The sequence below is a fragment of the Nitrospirota bacterium genome, assembly GCA_040755395.1.
Classification (GTDB): Bacteria; Nitrospirota; Nitrospiria; order Nitrospirales; family Nitrospiraceae; genus DATLZU01.
The window spans coordinates 419,766-436,699 of record JBFMAX010000001.1 but is presented as its reverse complement, the minus strand read 5'-3'; the positions used below and the strand labels follow the sequence as shown (position 1 = coordinate 436,699).

Below are 16,934 nucleotides of genomic sequence, written 5' to 3'. Positions count from 1 at the left end.
GAATTCTGAATTTTGAATGGCGGAGAAAGCAAGGCTCACAATTCAACATTCAACATTCGGAATTCAGAACTTACGCGCGCTGGCGCGCGTCACGTGTATCCGTGATCGCGAAACCACCTCACCGCCTTTTCCAAGGCGACCTCGACGGGCGTCTGCGGGAGGCCCAGTTCGCGGATCGCCTTGCTGCAATCGTAGTGCATCTTGTACTTGGCCATCTTGACGCCTTCCAGGGGAATGCGGGGCGGAATACCGCTGGCGTAGGAGAACCCGAGATTCAGGTAGGCCAACGGCAGCACGACGCCACGGGGCAATTTCACCGATGGAGCGCGGACTCCGGTGATCTTCGCGAGCATCTCGAACACTTCGCGCAGCGTCAGGTTTCTGTTGCCGAGGATATAGCGTTCGCCGGCACGGCCTCGCTCCATGGCGAGGAGATGTCCGGCGGCGACGTCGTCCACGTCGATGAGGTTCATGCCGGTTTCGATGTAGGCCCACATGCGGCCTTTCATGAAATCCACGATCACCTGGCCCGTCGGAGTCGGTTTGACGTCTCCTTCGCCGACAGGCGCGCTGGGGTTGACGATAACCACCGGCAGCCCTTGGCGAGCGAACGTGAGCGCCTCCTGTTCGGCCAGGTACTTGGACCGCTTGTAATGGCCCGCCATCTGGTCGAGCGAGACCGGCGTGTCCTCCGTGCCCATCCCGCCGCCGCGCGGCAACCCGATGGCGCCGATGGTGCTGGTATAGACGATGCGTTCGGTTCCGACCTCGCGGGCCGCCTCCAGCAGGTTACGGGTGCCCGCGACGTTGACCTCGTAAAAGATCGAGGGGTCCTTGGCCCAGAGCGCATAATGGGCGGCGACGTGATAGAGCCGCTGGCAGCCGGACAAGGCGCGGCGGAGGGACTCCCGGTCCCGCAGGTCGCCGTACGCGTGTTCCAGCTTGAATCGGCTGAGGTTGGTGAAGTCGCTCCCGCGTCTGGCCAGGACCCGGACTTCGACGCCGGCCGCCAGCAGCGCGCGGACCACGGCCGCCCCCACGAATCCGGTCGCCCCGGTGACGAGAACTTTCATAAATGCGTGAAGCGTGAAACGTGAAGCGTGAAGCGTCTGGATCGGGAGTAATTGTCGAGATGAGTGATTATGCGCTTCACGAGATACGTGTCACGAACGAGGGTCAATTCTTCCGCGCCGTGATATATCGCGCGATTTCCCGCAGCGGCTCGGCGGACGGACCGAGAGAAGCCAGCCGCTCGGTCGCGCGTTCGACGCATTCGTTGGCCAACGCGAGGGCGCCCTCGACGCCGTAAAAGGTAGGATATGTCTTCTTGCCGCGTTGGGCGTCGGTGTTGGGATTCTTGCCGAGTTCCTCGCGAGTGCCCGTCACGTTCAATACGTCGTCGGCGATCTGAAACGCCAATCCGATATCCTCGGCGTACGCGGTCAGGTCGTCGAGTTGGGCCGGTGTCGCGGCCGCGGCGATGGCGCCCATGCGCACGGCGGCGCGGATGAGCATGCCGGTCTTATGCTTGTGGATCGACCGCAGCGTCGCCAGGTCGATGTCCCTGTTTTCCGCCTGGATGTCCAGCACCTGGCCGCCGACCATGCCGAGGTTGCCCGCTCCGAGCGCCAATTCGTGGATCAACCGGACCTGCCGGGCCGGATCGAGCCCGTCGCCCGGATCCGGGCGGCTGCAGAGATCGAACGCCAGCGTCAGCAGCGCGTCGCCCGCCAGGATCGCCATGGCCTCGCCGTAGACTTTGTGGTTCGTCGGTTTCCCGCGCCGATAGTCGTCGTTGTCCATGGCGGGCAGATCGTCATGAATCAGAGAATAGGTGTGGATCAATTCCAGGGAAGAGGCGATCCGAAGAACGGCGGCGGGCGGATCGCCGACGGCCTCAGCGGCCGCGATCGAGAGAATCGGGCGGATGCGCTTTCCTCCCGCGAACACGCTGTACCGCATGCTTTCGTGAAGGGTCCTGGGCTCGGTCTGCGCGCCGGGGAGGACGGAATCGAGGAACCGATCGATTTCCTCGCGCTTCCGCTCGAGGTAGTGCCGGATGTCCATGTGCCGTGGAGCCTGCCGTGCGAGTCAATGACGGTGAGACCGGCCCGCCGGTGGAATGCGTATCATCCATCCTGGGCGGACGTTCGGGCGGTGTGAGGGTAGCAAATGGCTGAGAGGCTGTCAAACGAACGAGCGGGCGAGAAGCTCGAGGCGAGCGGCAAGAGGCTGCTCCCGCTTGCTCTCTCCTCGCGCCCCTTGCCTGCGGACTGCGCTTGTTATTTCGGGGATGCCTTCGGTATACTGCGCCGCCATGAGCATTCGCAAGGCAGGCGGAGAATGGGAGCCTCTCCTGCTGGGGATTCAGCCGCGTTCCTGCAAGGTCTGTCACCAAGGTCTCTACCGCGACAAGACGCTGTTCCGCGGCGGCTGGTCGAGGTGCACGGTCTGCGACGAGTTCGTCCACTACAGTTGTCTCGCCAGCGGCAAGGTGAAGTTTCTCAAGATGCGGCCGCGGGTCTGCAAGCTCTGTCGGGCGGCGCAGGAGGACGGGGCACCCCACGCGTCCTCCGGCGCGATCGATGAAAAGGCTCGAGTCGCCGTTGGATCATGATGTCTGCGGCGGATCATGGACGAGCGCCGTCCCGCCCGGAATGGCATACGTTTTTCGCTGCGGCGGTCCGGTTCGTCATCGCTCCTTTGATCCTGCTGTCCAGCGGGTTTTTCACCGCCAGTTTCCTGCTTAGCGGTCACTACACCTGGCCGCGGACCAGCCGGGTCATGGTGCTGACCATTACGGTCATCGTGCTCGCCTACGAGTTCGTCTACCAAGAGCAGCGGTCGCGGTCGGCTGCGCCGGAGCACGCCCTGAGCGCCGTGCTTTACTCGTGCGTCATTCCCTATGCGGCCGGGGTCCTGCTCCTGTTGGGGTTGACCCGGTTCGCCGGCTGAAACGCCGGTGAACGAACGGAAAAGCTCTTCCGTGACCCGAACGCTTGGTCGTTCGTCGCTCAGTCACGAATCACGCGGTCGCTCTCCCGTTGCGCAGTGAGTCTTCCCGATGGCTCCCACGTTCAAAAGCGGCGCATTCATGCAACAATGTTTCGCCGTGCACCCGCTTTGCCTGTCGCTCAAACGTCTTGAGAAGCGGGAATGCCTCGTTCTGGCCTGCGAATCGTGCAACATGGTCCACCGATTGACGGTCAGCGTCGTGACCGTGCGCGCGTCGGCGGTGAGCCAGACAGCCGACAACCTGCGGGCTCGGGAGGAACGCCTCCCCGTCGACTGCCTGGCCGCTTGCGCCTCCGCGCATCCGGCGTCGCTGGCGGTCCGTGAGATGAACGTCCTCCAGGATTCGGTCGGTCTGCGGTGCGGGGCATGTCGCCGGCTGTACGATCTCAGCGTCTCCGCCTTTGAGACCCAGCAGCGATGAGCGGGAAACAAGTCGAGAAAGAAACGGGCAAGTCCCTTCGATTCACGGCCGAAGAAGTGGAGTTGATCGCCGACGAACACTTTTTCCGCGCCAAGGCCGAGATCACACGCAAGGTGCGGGCGTTGCTCGGAGCGGTGCACGAGGAACTGCAGGCGGAAATGGCCAAGGCCTCACTGCTGGCTCCGCCTGGGTTCGATCCGCGCAAGTGCCAGTTCGTCAAGGGCGAACACCTGGAGGACTTTCCGTATCAATACCTGGATTACCCCAAGCATTTCGTCGGCAGCGAGAAATTTACCTTCCGTTCGCTGTTTTGGTGGGGTCACCACTTCGCCTTTGCCTTGATCCTGGAGGGCGGAGCGTTGAGACAGTATAAACGGAACCTCCTCGATCGGTTTCATCGCGTCGCGGGGCAGGATCTCCATCTTTCGCTGGCGCCGACCCTATGGGAATGGAAGCGCGGGGAGGGCTATACGCTTCCCATCACTCATGACCGGAAGGCCCGCGTGGCGGCCGCGCTGGCCGAGCGGTCGTTCTTCAAGATCCTCCGTTTCGTTCCTCCCGACGATCCCGCCGTTGCGCAAGGGATGCTCCCCCGGGTCGGATGCGAGACCTTTCAGGCGATCCTCCCGATCGTCTCATCCTGATCCCCGACGCTTCCGTGGACGTCCGCCGCGTCCTCGGCTAGACTGGGCGCATGGAAGCGGGATTCGGTCTCCGGTTGCTCGTGACCGTCGTCACCGAGGCGGGTGGAGTCGCGCTTCCTCGGAGGCGAGGCGGTCCGCCGATCCAGGCGGAATTGTCATCCTTCCGGCGAGTTGGGTAGACTGGGCCTTCATCGACGAGCATCAACCCTTAGCAGGATGTTGAAAAAGTCCGCCAGCTTTGTTGGGGTACCCATTGCTCTTGTAGCGCAATGGGTCTGACGCTCAGAGGCTCAACGTCTTGGACCCGTTGCAGCAAGAAGAGCAACGGGTGCCCCGAGTACGCCTCGCCTCTTCGCTCGCTGCGGCCCGGGTACCCGCCTGGCGGGTGCGACGGCCTTTTTGAACATCCTGCGGGCTATTCTGATTCTGTTAGTCATCGGCCGGAGTCCTGCGGTTCGATGGCGCCGACATAGTTTTTCAACAACCTGTTAGGAGAAGGAGGTGCACGTGAAAGACGAGGCGGTGCGCGGTGGATTCGGACTCGTGGTCATGGCGGGCTTTCTGCTGCTGGCCGGTTGCGCCGGTACGGGAGAAGTCGTGAATCTCGACGTGCGATTCAAGCCCACGGACGTGCAGCCGGTCGATACTCAGCCGCTGAAGATCGTCGTGGAGACGTTCGAGGACAAGCGGGCGGACAAGAGCAAACTGGGGCTTCGGACGCATCTCTGGGGCGGGGTGACCTATTTCAACGTCCCGGGGGGCAGGCCGGGAGAAGTCGCGGCGCAGGCGCTGGCGGACTATCTCAGACTGCGGGGCTGGAAGGTCGGCGTCAGGACGCCGGGCGTGACGACCGCCGAAGGCGAGCCGGACATTCTCCTCACCGGACAAGTCATGGAGTTCTCCGCCAACGCCAAGAGTCGCTTTTTCTCCACGGCTGTCAACACGGGAACCAGGTTCGTCATCCGCGCGCGCAACGCCGTCGACGGCAGCACGACCACGATGAACCTGGACGGGTCCCGCTCCGAGACCGTCTTCTGGTTCGATCCGGAGGATGTCCAACGCCTCCTGAACGAGACGCTGAAAGAAAGCTTGGATCGCCTCATGGCGGACACGAAGATCGAGAACGGGGCCTGGCGGTTGAAATAACGACGTCGCGAGACGGGACGACAAGGAGAGTCGAGCCGGTGCGTGAACGGCGCTGGGAAACCCGTTCGAAACTGACGTTCGGCGAAGTGCTGGAGGTCGGAGAACGACTGGCGGCGCTGGGGCTAAAGCCGGCGACGCCGGCCAAGGACGTGATTTGCTACATCGAAGAATGGGTGGTCGATTCGCCCGAAGACTTCGACCGGCTGGACCCGTGGTCGACCGAAGACGCGACGCTTGTTCACGTGCGGGAAGGATGGCAGGGAGACTTTTTCCTCCTGGCCGGGGGGTACCACACAGTCTATCAGCGATTCCAGGAGGTCGGCACGTACTGTTCGATCAGCCATCCCTGGAAGATCCGAGAACCGCTGGAGTTGCATCACCGGCGAAGCATGTTCTGGCTGGGATTCCGCCACCTGCACGCGTTCATCCGGGTCCGTCTGAACACGGCCGAAGTGGTCACGCCGGGCGAGACCCGAGCGGACGACCGGCGCGAGCAATGGATCGAGGAGCGGCGCGCGGCCTTCCTGGAAGCCATTACGCTCCTCGACCTCCCGATCCGCACGGCGGTCGAAAAGAGCGGCGTCGTGCTGCAGGTCGCGGATCAGGCCGTTCCGTTCTTTTGCTCCTGGCCCGACGCGTTCGGGCCCTGCCAGTTCGAATACAACACGGCCGACCCGTACGAGTTTCTTGTGCCCGCCAGCAAGCTGGCCGCGACGCACGGTGGCGAGCCGGCCGGCGTCCGCGCCTATCTGACCGGTTTCTCGGAAGAGGCCTTGCAGGAATTTGAGGCGGTCCTGCCAGGCGTTCGTTTGGCCTATCGCTGCTCCGCCCATTGTCCCCTGGACGAGGTGCCGGAAGTGCTCGACGCGATCCGGCCGCACGGCCGTCTCTATGCCACCTTGTGCGAGTTCCCAACCCAGGAACTGCTGCCTGAGGGGGAGGACGCGTCGGCCATCGTCGGCCTGGTGGGGACCGACGCCGGGTTTCAGATGGAAGTCCGTCTGAACCGGGCACCGTTGGGGGAAGAACTCATGCCCGGCTGGCTGGAACGGCTGTTGGGCATGCCTGTCACGTACGCGCCGCTCCCGCCCTTTGCCTGAGAACGATGTCGACTTTCTTGCTCGGTCGTCCGCCGTCTTGCGCGTTCTGCTATCCTTACCCATATCCGTGCCCAACGATTCCGGCTTGAAACGCCCTTGATACTTCCCGCCGCCAAGGTCCGCGCCGCGCTCGCGAAGCCGCTCCTGCCCGTCGTGTTCTTCTTTGCCGGAGTGACCTACGACACCGTGACGCTGACCCGCATCGACCGGCTGCTCGACAATTTGATTCTGCTGCTGTATCTCGCGCTGCTCGGATTTCTGATCGTGCTGGTCGGGCGCGTCGGGATGAGCAGGGATCTGGACGGGGCGGGCGTCCCCGGCTGGCATCTCCCCGGCGTGGTCCTCCGCGCCAGGCCTTATTATCCGATGGCGATTCAATTTCTCCTCGGAGGATTGTTCAGCGCCTATACGATCTTCTACTCGCGGAGCGCCTCGCTGACCGGCACCGCGGTGTTTTTCGGCCTGCTGGTCGCGTTGCTGGTCGCGAACGAATTCCTGCGCGACCGGCTCGCGAACCTGCGGCTGCTGGTGAGCTTGTACGCGCTCGTCTGCTTCGGGTTCTTCACGTTTTTTTTGCCCGTCGTCACGGGGATGATGAACACGTTCGTGTTCCTACTCGGCGCCGTGCTCTCCGGACTCGTGACGCTGCGCGTCGTGGCGCTGGTCTATCGAGACAACCCGCAGGGCAACGCACGCGACACGGTGATCAGCGGCCTGCCGGCCCTCGCGCTGATCGGGGTCCTGGTGGGGTTTTATTTTCTGAACTGGATTCCGCCGGTCCCGCTCTCGATGAAGTTCGGCGGGATGTACCACAGAGTGGCGAAGGTCGCCGACGCATACGAGCTGTCTTTTGAGAGGGGTCCCTGGTATGAAATCTGGAAGCGGTCGGACAACCCCTTCCGCGGAGAGGACCCGGCCTACTGCTTTACCGCCGTTTTTGCGCCGGTCGATCTCAAGACGACGATCTATCATCACTGGCAATATCGCCTGACCGGCGACAAAGGCAAGCGATCGTTTATGACCGCGGACCGTATCCCGATCACGATCTCCGGCGGCCGCGAAGCGGGGTACCGCGCCTATACCGTCAAACAGCGCCTGGCACCGGGAGAGTGGCGGGTTGACGTGGAAACCGCGGACGGCCGAATCATCGGACGAGTCAATTTCCGCGTGGAGCCGGCTACGGGAGAAGCGCCGGCATTGAAGACCATAACGTACTAGGCGGTCAATGGCCCTTCGGGTCACCATGCAGGAGGGACATCATGAATGGGCGAAAGGCATGAGGCATGAAGCAAGGGGCAAGGGGTTCAACTCCTAACCCCTAGCCTCGGGCCTCTCGACTCGGATCTATTTTCGGAACAGCTCTGGGCTATTCGCTATCAGCTATTCGCTGTCCCCTTTCCCCTGAAAATACTTCCATTTTGGCGCCGAGGCGAGTACGTAACCCTTTTGTAGGGAGGCTTACGCTTACGTAGTGTTGTGCGGTTTGACTCGAATTGTTACCGTCACCATCACTATCAACAGCGCGTCCTCAGGTTATGAACACCAACGGGCCGCTTCCTCCTGGTTCCTTCCTGTCCCGGATTCACGACCGTGATCGAGTCGTTGGGCGCTGGGCATCGTCGCTTCGAAAGATTCGCGCTCGTTCTTCCCATTCATCCATCGGTGCCATGAAGGGCCTGTCATAGGGGGGATTGCAAAATGAGAACCGTGGGCGACATAAAGGGTTCTTTTCCTGTCATGACACAGAACGGCCGGTTGCCGCGCGAGGCCAGGAGCCCCGGAATTCTGGTGCTCGCTTCGACGATGAAAATCTTGTATGTCAATCGCCGGGCTTGGGAACTTGCGGGCCTGGCCGGTCAGGTCGGACCGTGGGACTCGACCGATCATGCGCTTCCTCCGGTCCTCGCCGAGGTCTGTGCGATCGTGCGAACCGCCCTGGAAGCCCGGGCCGAGTCGGGCCAGCCCGATCAATTCGAATACAAGCGGGTGATCGGCGAATTCGGGCGGCGTGTTCAGATTCACGGGTTCGGACTGCCGAATCGGCTTTCTTTCCTGCAGTCGCGCATCGTCATTGTGCTGGATGAACTCAACGACGTGCCGTCCCATCACGGCGACAACGGGGATCACTTTGTCGACCAACCCATGCCCATGCGGGACGTGGCGTAACTCCGGCGGTTGAACAGGCCGTTCTCCGTTCTAGTCGGCTTCCGTTCCGGAACAGGCCTCAGGAGCCCTTCGGCCTTATCCCGAGCAACGGGTGATGGCGCTCCGTTGCGCCGAGACGAACGTCTTCGCCCCTGCTGCTTGCCGCGTGCAATCCACTCGCTCGGCGGTCTCGGTCGCGGCTTCCTCGGAACCGGCCGAGCCGTCGCCTATGTTTGAGCGGAAGCGAGGAGGAACCGAACCCCGGCCAGATAGAGACTCTCGCCTTCCTCGACGGGAATTGGTTTGGTCCAGCGGACTTCGGCGAGCGTCGGGGCCGTGGTACCGGCCGGCGTCGGCACGCGGATTTCCAGGATCTGTCGTTCCCGTGTGGGATGACCCACGAGCAACAACATGCCGCCGGAACTGACGTTGATCGAGAGCGCGTCGCCTTGCAGGTACCTGACGGAACCGGGATCGCTCGTGTCGGTCAAAAAATAGGAACAGGGCGTCACAAACGCGCCGCGCGGCCAATGTCGTCGATGCGGCGAAGAAGACATCTCGACTGTATCGCGATTCGTGTCCGAGCCGATCATGAACCCTCGAGTCTGCTTCGGCCTCCTCGTGCCGGGCCGAGTGGTTCCTCCGTGGCTGCGTATAGTACCAATTATGAATCTGTCGGTCTACACCTAAGGCGTGCTGCGTGAGTCAAACGCATGACAGAGACAGAAGCGCGTCTCGTACACGAGCGTGTCGGAGGCATCCGGCCGGCGATCACGCGCTTTTGGGAACGGCGTGCTTGGTCGTATGCTGGAAAACGCACTTGGGGCACGTATAATGGATGAACTTCCCTCCGCCGACGAGGCGCTTTTGCATGGGGACCTTGCACCAGGTGCAAAGCCGATCGGGAAGATCGGCGGGCGAGGCGGTCGGCTCGACCGGCTGGTCGGATTGTGCTTCGGCCATGTTAAGCATTCTCGCGAAGGGTTCGAGAATTTGTCAACGACCGATACCGGCAAAATCTGGACATGGTCCGGGCACTGCTTTATAGTGCCGCCCCATATGCGGCCGCTCGCCGAGCGCACGAGCTGGACCGCGTTCTGTCTCGTCCAAGGACCTGGGGTGATGAAGCCGCGAACGGTCAAGGAGTTTTTCGACGTGCTGCCGGGCAAGTTCGACGCCGAAGCGGCGGAGGGGCTGGCGGCAGTCTATCAGTTCGACTTGAGCGGACCCCAGGGCGGACAATACTACGTGGAGATTCAGGATGGCGCCTGCGCGGTCAGCCAGGGCGTCCACCCCGAGCCGCACGTCGTCTTCTCCATGTCCGGTAAAGACTGTCTTCAGATCTTGAACGGCCAGCTTGACGGAGCTTCGGTCGCCATGTCCGGACGCTTGCGGATCACCGGCGACATCGGCTTGGCGCTCCATCTCAGGGCCTTGTTTCCTACCGTGCGTTAGCCGCTTTCAACGAAGGGCCGGTGTAGGAATTTCCCCCGGTTGGAGGGATCGTCCGTTCCCGCTCGTGTCCGACAGTTCCTCCTCCAGCCTCCGTGGGAAGCGCTCCTCCAGGATCAGGTACAGCGTCGGAATCAGGAACAGCGTCAGAACGGTCGAGACACTGAGGCCGCCGACGACGGCGCGGGCCAGCGGTGCGTTGGTTTCGCCGCCGGTGCCGAATCCGATGGCCATCGGCATGAGGCCGAAGACCGTCGCCAGCGAGGTCATGAGGATCGGCCGCAACCTGGTGCGGGCGGCGAGGAGAACCGCGTCGTGCAACGGGACGCCGCGCCGGCGGAGGACGTTGGTGTAGTCCACCAGCAGGACCCCGTTCGAGACCACGATGCCCAGCATCATGATGACCCCCATCATGGAGGTGGTGGACAGCGTGGTATTGGTGAGGAACAGGATCAGGATGACTCCGGGGAAGCCCATCGGGACGGAGAACATGATGATGAAGGGATCGAGCAAAGATTTGAACTGGGCGGCCATCACCATATAGACCAGGATCAGCGCCAAGGCGCTCGCGAAAATCAGACCTTCGAACGTTTCCCGTTGCTGTTGGATCTGTCCGGCCAGCCGGATGCTGAAGCCCGGCGGCAATTGCAGCGCGGCGAAGGCGGTCTCCAGATCGGCGGCGATCGAGCCGAGGTCGCGGTTGACCGGGTTGGCCGTGATGTGCACGACCCGCTGGAAGTATTTGCGGTCGATCTTCACGGGCCCCGCGTTGAGCTTCAGCGACGCCACGTTCTTCAGCAGAACCGGTTCGCCGTTCTTGGTCGTCAGGACGATGTTCTCCAGATCGGTCAGGTCCTTCCGGTATTCTTCGGCGAGCCAGGCGCTGATATAGTACTCGTTGCCGTTTTGCGGATCGGTGTAGATGATCGGGTCCGTCTGGCCGTTTCCGTTCAAGGAGAACAGCACGGCGTTCGCCACGTCGGTCTCGCTGATGCCGAGCAGCGCGGCCTTCTCCCGGTCGACGAGGACGTTCACTTCGGGATAGTTTTCCTCCCGGCTGACTTCGATATCCGCGAGACCGGGCGTTTGATGCATGATCGCTTCGACCTGCCGGATGACCTCCCGCGCCTTGTCCAGCTCATAGCCGTAGATTTCCACGTCCACGGCCTTCTGCGATCCGAAACTGGTCACCCGCTTCACCAGCCCGCCCGGGTCGAAAAACATCGCGACGCCGGGAAAGAGCGCCAACACCTTGGGCCGCACGTCGTTCATGATCTGGATCTGGTTCCGTTTCCGCTTGTCCGGGGGCTTCAGATAGACCTGGATGATCGATGTATGCGGACCGGTGTTGGGGTTGAAGAGCGACGATCGACCCTGCGCCAGCACGCCGGTGCTGGACACGATGGTCTCCAATTCCTCGGGCGGGATGTTTTCCCGCAGGACCCGTTCGACCTCCGCCACCTGCCGCTCCGTCTTCTCGACCCGTTGTCCCACCGGCGCGCGCAGCACGATCCGAAACTGGCTCTCGTCCGTCACGGGAAGAAATTCGGTCCCGATAAAGGGAAGCAAGGCCAGCGAACCGGCGAACAACAGGACGATCGTGACGATCAGCGTGCGACGATGCGCCAGGACCCAGCGCAAGGTCCGTTCATAGCCCTGATCCAACGCTTCGTACCGGCTGCGGCTCCAGTCCATGACGCGGACGAACCACGCCGGCATCGCGCGGTGCGCCTCGTGCTCCGGCTTGAGGAATTTGTAGCAGAGCGCGGGGGTCACGGTCCGCGAGACGAAGAACGAGGTGAACAGCGCGATGGCGATCGTCAACGTGAGGGGAATCAGGAGCAGCTTGGCGATGCCCACGACGAAAAAAATGGGAAGGAAGACGACGACGGTCGTGACGGTCGACGCGAAAATCGGCATGGCCACTTCACGGGCCGCGTCGAGAATGGCTTCCCAGCGGCGTTGATTGGCGTTGAGGTGGCGCTGAATGTTCTCCAGTTCCACGATCGAGTCGTCCACGAGACGACCGACGCCCAACGCGAGCCCGCCCAACGTGAAGACATTGAGCGTCTGGCCCGTAAAGTAGAGCACGATGAACGTCACCATGATGGAGAGCGGGATGGCGACGGAGATGATGAGCGTGCTGGTCAGGTTGCGCAAGAAGACGAGGATCACGGCCGCGGCGAGCACGGACCCGTGCAGGGCCTGTTCGCCGAGATTCTTGATCGATTGCCGGATGTACACGGACTGATCGAACGAGATACCCAGCTTCACCCCGGGCGGAATGCCGACCATCTTCGGGATCGCCCGCCGGAGCGCGTCCACGACTTCGACCGTGTTGGCGACCGGCTGCTTGTTCACGCGGAGATAGACCGACCGCTGGCCGTCCGTGCGCACGATGTTGGTTTGAATGTCCGACGAGTCCGTGACGACGCCGAGATCGCGCACCCGCACCGGATTTCCCTGCTGGTTCACTTTGACGACGACGTCCGCAATCGGCTCGACGGTCTTGAACTGATTGTTGGTGAAGACGTTATAGTCCAGATTGCCCGCTTTGATATCGCCCGACGGCAGGATGAGATTCGCCGCCTTGACGGCCTTGACCACGTCCAGGATCGACAACCCCCTGGCCTGCAAGAGGGCCGGGTCAAGATTGATGTTGATCTGGCGGATCTTGCCGCCCTCGACCGTCGCCGCGGCGACGTTGGCGATCTGTTCGATCTGCGGGGCGATGGTGTTATAGGCCAGGTCATACAGCGCGCGCTCGTCCAGGTTGCCGCCGGAGACCGTCACGAGCGCCACGGGGATGTTGGACACGTCGAACTTGACGATGAACGGCTGCAGAATGCCGGGTGGAAGCTGGTTCAAAATCTGGGTGACGCGCTGCATCACTTCCATCTGGCCGACGTTGATATCGGCCCCCCAGTTGAACCAAATCTGGACCGCCCCGATGCCCTGCTTGGAGAACGATTCCACGTGCTCGACGTTGGAGGCGGAGCTGACGGCTTTCTCGATGGGATAGACGACGCTCTGTTCGATGTCGATCGGCGGCGCGCCTTTATAGATCACGCCGACGAAGGCGACCGGCACCTGGATGTTGGGAAAGAGATCGACCGGTAGGCGTTCCAGCGAGGTCGCGCCCAACACGACCATCGCCAGCGACAGCATCAAGATCCCGACGCGGTTCCTGAGCGCTAGAAGAGTCAGCCACATACAGAAGACGTGACGCGTGACGCGTGAGGCGTAAGGCGTGAAGCGTGAGATGCAATTCTGTCCTTTTTACGTTTCACGTTTTACGTCTCACGTTTCACGGTATCAAGCGGTTTGGTCTGGACCGCGGTGCCGTCCGTGACGAGGTCCTTCCCCGAGACGATGATCTCCTCGTCGCCGGTCAGGCCTTTCGTCACCTCGATGCGGGTCTCGACGCGGCTGCCGACCTCCACCGGCACGCGGCGGGCTTTGCCCTCGCGGACGACGTAGACGTATTGAAGGTCTTCAAGACGGGTCAGCGCGTCCAGCGGAATCTGCACGGCGTTCCGATGCGTGCCGACGATCACTTCGACGCGGGCGAACATGCCGCCTTTAAGCGCGTGATCGGGATTGGGCAGGTCGACCTCCACGGTCATCGTGCGCGTCGCGCGGTTCAACGCCTGGACGACCCGCGTGACGGTGCCCTCGAAGATCCGGTCCGGATACGCCTCGGCCCTGATCTCCGCTTTTTGTCCGATCCGCACCAGCGGGACGTCCTTCTCCACCACCTCGATCAACGTCCGCACGGTCTCGATGTCGTGCAGACTGAGGATTCCCCGCGAAAAGGTGCTGGTGCTGGCGGTCGCCCCGCTGACGTAGGCGCCGGGATCCAAATTCCGCTCGGCCACGTAGCCGGTGAAGGGGGCGCGGATGTAGGAATACGTCAGGTTGGTCTCGGCTTGGGCCAGCGCGACCTCCATCTGCCGGACCTGCGCGCGAAGCGTGTCCGTCTGCGCGACCGCCGCGTCGTAATTGACCTGCGCGTTGTCCAGATCCTGTTGAGAGACGAACTGGTCCTTGATGAGGGCTTGCATGCGGTCGAGGGTCAGCGTGGCGTTGCGGAGGGCGGCCTCCTGTTGCGCGACCCGCGCGCGGGCCGCGGCCAGGTTGGCCTTGGCCTGGTTGACCGCGTGAACGAAGTCGGTGTGGTCGATTTCGACCAGCAACTGATTGGCCTTGACGAAATCGCCCTTGTCCACGTGCATCTTGGCGATATAGCCGTCCACGCGTGAAAACAGGTTCACCACCTGATTGGGCGTGAGATCCGCCGTGTAGGTGAGCCGCACGTCCAAATCCTGCCGGATCGGCGTGATCGTCCCGACCGTGATCACGCGGCCCTTCCGTCCGTCGCCCTTTGCGCTGCTGCTGCTCAGACGGAAGACGACCAGCACCGCGACGACCGCGATCAGCAGCCCCGCGAGGGTCAGGATCGGATGTTGCCTGATACGATTCATGGCAGCCTGCGACGAGGCGTCCTGCCGTTTGATCGGCGGGCCCGCAGCCCGTCGAGAAACAAGGTCACGTAGGTGGAGACGATCTCGTCGTGCGGGCGCTGCATGGGAACATGGAAGATCTCATGCAGCAGCCGATGGTACACGATCATGCCGATGAACGCTCGTGCGGCCAGAAGCGGATCCACGTTGCGGAACTCGCCGTCCCTGATCCGTTGCCTGATGTATCCCGCCAGGTAGTCGTAAAAGACGCGATGGTGCTTGCTGAAAAACATGTCCGACAGCTCGTGTCCCTCCAGCGCGCTGAAGAGCAGCAGGCGCATCAAGGTCGGATCGGCGCCGGGCCGGATGCGGTAGCCGGCGATCAGCGTAAAGACCCTGGCATCGTCGCGCTTCCGCGCCGCCTCATCCACCGCCTCGAGCAACTCGGAGAGACTCGCCTTCTCGGCCAGGATCGCGGCATAGAGCGCGCGCTTGGTCGGGAAGTACTTGAACACCAGCGCTTCGCTCACCCCGGCGGCCTTGGCGATCTCTTTGGTGGTCGTCCCCTTGAAGCCCTTGGCGGCGAAGAGCGACGTCGCGGCGGCGATGAGGCTGGCCTGCCGTTCCTGACCCGAAGGGCGCAAGGCCGCGAGACGTGCGTGTCTGGGCATGTAATGTCGGTGAGTAAGTGTTTACTCACCGCATGCTATCACAGGGATCGCGAGCGGAACAAGCAGCGGCACGATCGGATGCAGCCGAAATCGTGGAGAGAGCGGGGGCGCAGACGAGGAGATGGAGCGGAGGTTATTGGCGCAGTTTCGCCCAGGCCTTCTGGTATTCCTCGAAGGAGTCCACTTCCATCCAACCCTTGAAGATGGGGACGCAATTGACCGTGTGGCCGGTGTCGATGAGTTCTTGAATCAGGTCGGTGAACGAGGCTTTGAGGAAGCTGCCGGCCTCGTGGAAGCCCTTGGACCGGTACGTGACCGACGCCCGGCGGTAGCACTCGGTGAAGGCTTTGATGCCGTTCTCCGAGAACATCGCCATCCCGATGAACTCGGCATGCGCCTGGTCGGGCGGCAAGTGCTGGCCGATTTTGACGACGCGATTCTGTTCGTCCGGCATGACGTAGCGAAACAGGTAGCTCTTCCCCGGCGGATCCTGCAGCATCACCAGGTCCGGGTTGAGGTGGATCGGCGGCCCTCCCCGCTGCTTCTCGTCATGCCAGGCCAAGTCCACCACCAGCGTGATGTCCGCCGGGCTCTTGAGGAGTTTCTCCAGCACCGCGGTTTCAAAAATGATGTCGCCGTACAGAATGATCGTCCGGCCCTTCATCTCGTTCTCGGCGCAGAAGAGCGAATGGAGTTCGCCGGTCTCTTCATATCGATCGTTGTCGTAATACCGGATGTTGGGCAGGGTGATGGCTTCCTTCTTGTATCCCCTGATCAGGGCGATGTCCTTGATGTTGCACTCGTTCAGCGCGGCGACCTGCCGTTCGAGAATGGTCTTGCCTTTGATGTCCAGGAGGCACTTGGGCTTGTCCTCGATCAGCGGCAGCAACTGCTTCTCGAAGCCGGCCGCCGCGATGACGGCGGTGATCTTCTCGCCGCCGACCGGCAGGAAGCGCCGCTCGTCCTCTTCCATCTGCGGCACGCCGACGATGTCGTAAACTTCCTTGAGCTTGACGATGCGGTCGTTGACCGATCCGGGCCTGGTGTCCCGTTTGATGATGTCGAGCGTGTCCCGCATGGCTTTGATGCCGGCCCGAACCAGTTGGTTGGCGTAGATCACGATCTTGAAGCCGGCGTCTTCGAGTTCGGCGGCGGTCACCTGATCGAAGATCGTCGGCACGACGACCAGCGGGACGCGGCCGGACCAGGCTTTCGCGACCGCTTTGAGTTCGTCGAAGGTCGGCGACTTCGAGTGGATGAGCACCGCGTCGGCCCCCGCTTCCGCGTAAGCCTCGGCCCGCTTCAGCGCTTCCTCCCGTCCCCAACCGGCGATCAGTGCTTCGGTCCTGGCGATCACCGCGAAATCCGGCACCGTCTGCGCGGCCTTGGCGGCCTTGATCTTTCCACAGTGCTCCTCGATAGGAACCAGTTCACGGCGGACGCCGGCGTAGAAGCTGCACCGTTTGGGGTACACGTTGTCCTCGATGCAGATGGCCGCCACGCCGGCCCGTTCCCGGTCGGTGACGGTCCGCATCACGTTCAGCGCGTTTCCGTAGCCCGTGTCGCAGTCGGCGATGATCGGAATGGTGACGGCCTCGGCGATATGACGCTCGACCTCGAGCTGCTCGGTCGAGGTGATGAAGCTCGCGTCGGGGAGGCACTTAAGGGAGGCGGAGATGGCGAACCCGCTGGCCCAGATGGCGTCGAAGCCCGCCTGTTCGATCAGCTTCGCGCTGAGGGCGTCGTGGGCGCCGACGGCTTTGATGATACCCGGACGTTGCAAGAGGCGGCGGAGCTTCGTCGCGTTGTGCATGGGGCCGCATCTTGCGAAAACGCTCGCCGCTTGTCAATGAAAAGTTTCGCCCGGCCGGCGCTGC

At 62.5% G+C, this 16,934-nt stretch carries 17 protein-coding genes; 9 read left to right on the top strand and 8 right to left on the bottom strand.

Going from position 1 to position 16,934, the window contains the following annotated elements; all coding sequences use genetic code 11:
* Nucleotides 1-89 precede the first annotated feature (89 nt).
* Nucleotides 90-1,073, bottom strand: a complete 984-nt coding sequence (hpnA, locus tag AB1555_02260; GenBank protein ID MEW6245513.1) for a hopanoid-associated sugar epimerase — start codon at nucleotides 1,071-1,073, stop codon at nucleotides 90-92.
* 103 nt (nucleotides 1,074-1,176) lie between these two features.
* The gene (locus AB1555_02255) at nucleotides 1,177-2,067 is read right to left on the bottom strand and encodes a polyprenyl synthetase family protein (protein ID MEW6245512.1); all 891 of its coding nucleotides are present in this window, start codon (nucleotides 2,065-2,067) and stop codon (nucleotides 1,177-1,179) included.
* Between the two features lie 250 nt (nucleotides 2,068-2,317).
* On the opposite strand from AB1555_02255, the gene AB1555_02250 reads away from it, so the two are divergent.
* The 8 genes from AB1555_02250 to AB1555_02215 all read left to right on the top strand — a co-directional run bounded on the left by AB1555_02250 (nucleotide 2,318) and on the right by AB1555_02215 (nucleotide 8,492).
* Nucleotides 2,318-2,617: a hypothetical protein gene (locus AB1555_02250; protein ID MEW6245511.1), complete on the top strand. Its 300-nt coding sequence runs from the start codon at nucleotides 2,318-2,320 to the stop codon at nucleotides 2,615-2,617.
* Nucleotides 2,614-2,955 carry a hypothetical protein gene (locus AB1555_02245; protein ID MEW6245510.1) on the top strand — a complete coding sequence of 114 codons (342 nt, stop codon included), beginning with the start codon at nucleotides 2,614-2,616 and terminating at the stop codon, nucleotides 2,953-2,955. Before AB1555_02250 ends, AB1555_02245 begins: the two co-directional genes overlap by 4 nt.
* Before the next feature lie 109 nt (nucleotides 2,956-3,064).
* Nucleotides 3,065-3,436, top strand: a complete 372-nt coding sequence (locus tag AB1555_02240; protein MEW6245509.1) for a hypothetical protein — start codon at nucleotides 3,065-3,067, stop codon at nucleotides 3,434-3,436.
* On the top strand, nucleotides 3,433-4,080 hold the full coding sequence (locus tag AB1555_02235) for a hypothetical protein (protein ID MEW6245508.1): 648 nt from the start codon (nucleotides 3,433-3,435) through the stop codon (nucleotides 4,078-4,080). The genes AB1555_02240 and AB1555_02235 overlap by 4 nt, the downstream gene beginning before the upstream one ends.
* A gap of 507 nt (nucleotides 4,081-4,587) precedes the next feature.
* Complete coding sequence (locus tag AB1555_02230; GenBank protein MEW6245507.1) at nucleotides 4,588-5,226, top strand: hypothetical protein; 639 nt, start codon at nucleotides 4,588-4,590, stop codon at nucleotides 5,224-5,226.
* Nucleotides 5,227-5,264: 38 nt separating this feature from the next.
* Entirely contained in the window at nucleotides 5,265-6,326 is a 1,062-nt protein-coding gene (locus AB1555_02225) for a hypothetical protein (GenBank protein MEW6245506.1), read from the top strand.
* A 96-nt stretch (nucleotides 6,327-6,422) separates the two neighbouring features.
* Nucleotides 6,423-7,544, top strand: coding sequence for a DUF2914 domain-containing protein (locus AB1555_02220; GenBank protein ID MEW6245505.1), 1,122 nt, complete (start codon nucleotides 6,423-6,425; stop codon nucleotides 7,542-7,544).
* Between the two features lie 519 nt (nucleotides 7,545-8,063).
* A complete protein-coding gene (locus AB1555_02215; protein ID MEW6245504.1) occupies nucleotides 8,064-8,492 on the top strand; it encodes a hypothetical protein in 429 nt (142 codons plus the stop codon).
* Nucleotides 8,493-8,698: 206 nt separating this feature from the next.
* On the opposite strand, the gene AB1555_02210 is transcribed toward AB1555_02215, so the two are convergent.
* Together AB1555_02210 and AB1555_02205 are read right to left on the bottom strand one after the other, a co-directional pair.
* Nucleotides 8,699-9,064, bottom strand: a complete 366-nt coding sequence (locus tag AB1555_02210; GenBank protein MEW6245503.1) for a PilZ domain-containing protein — start codon at nucleotides 9,062-9,064, stop codon at nucleotides 8,699-8,701.
* A 178-nt stretch (nucleotides 9,065-9,242) separates the two neighbouring features.
* Nucleotides 9,243-9,434: a hypothetical protein gene (locus tag AB1555_02205; protein ID MEW6245502.1), complete on the bottom strand. Its 192-nt coding sequence runs from the start codon at nucleotides 9,432-9,434 to the stop codon at nucleotides 9,243-9,245.
* Nucleotides 9,435-9,593: 159 nt separating this feature from the next.
* On the opposite strand from AB1555_02205, the gene AB1555_02200 reads away from it, so the two are divergent.
* Entirely contained in the window at nucleotides 9,594-9,926 is a 333-nt protein-coding gene (locus tag AB1555_02200; protein MEW6245501.1) for an SCP2 sterol-binding domain-containing protein, read from the top strand.
* Between the two features lie 6 nt (nucleotides 9,927-9,932).
* Here the strand turns inward: AB1555_02200 and AB1555_02195 are convergent, their stop codons facing one another.
* The 4 genes from AB1555_02195 to AB1555_02180 all read right to left on the bottom strand — a co-directional run bounded on the left by AB1555_02195 (nucleotide 9,933) and on the right by AB1555_02180 (nucleotide 16,870).
* Nucleotides 9,933-13,136: an efflux RND transporter permease subunit gene (locus tag AB1555_02195; GenBank protein MEW6245500.1), complete on the bottom strand. Its 3,204-nt coding sequence runs from the start codon at nucleotides 13,134-13,136 to the stop codon at nucleotides 9,933-9,935.
* Between the two features lie 80 nt (nucleotides 13,137-13,216).
* Complete coding sequence (locus tag AB1555_02190; protein ID MEW6245499.1) at nucleotides 13,217-14,407, bottom strand: efflux RND transporter periplasmic adaptor subunit; 1,191 nt, start codon at nucleotides 14,405-14,407, stop codon at nucleotides 13,217-13,219.
* Nucleotides 14,404-15,057 (bottom strand): TetR/AcrR family transcriptional regulator, encoded by a 654-nt coding sequence (locus AB1555_02185; GenBank protein ID MEW6245498.1) that lies wholly within the window; start codon nucleotides 15,055-15,057, stop codon nucleotides 14,404-14,406. The genes AB1555_02190 and AB1555_02185 overlap by 4 nt, the downstream gene beginning before the upstream one ends.
* Before the next feature lie 133 nt (nucleotides 15,058-15,190).
* Entirely contained in the window at nucleotides 15,191-16,870 is a 1,680-nt protein-coding gene (locus AB1555_02180; GenBank protein MEW6245497.1) for an isocitrate lyase/phosphoenolpyruvate mutase family protein, read from the bottom strand.
* Nucleotides 16,871-16,934: the final 64 nt, after the last annotated feature.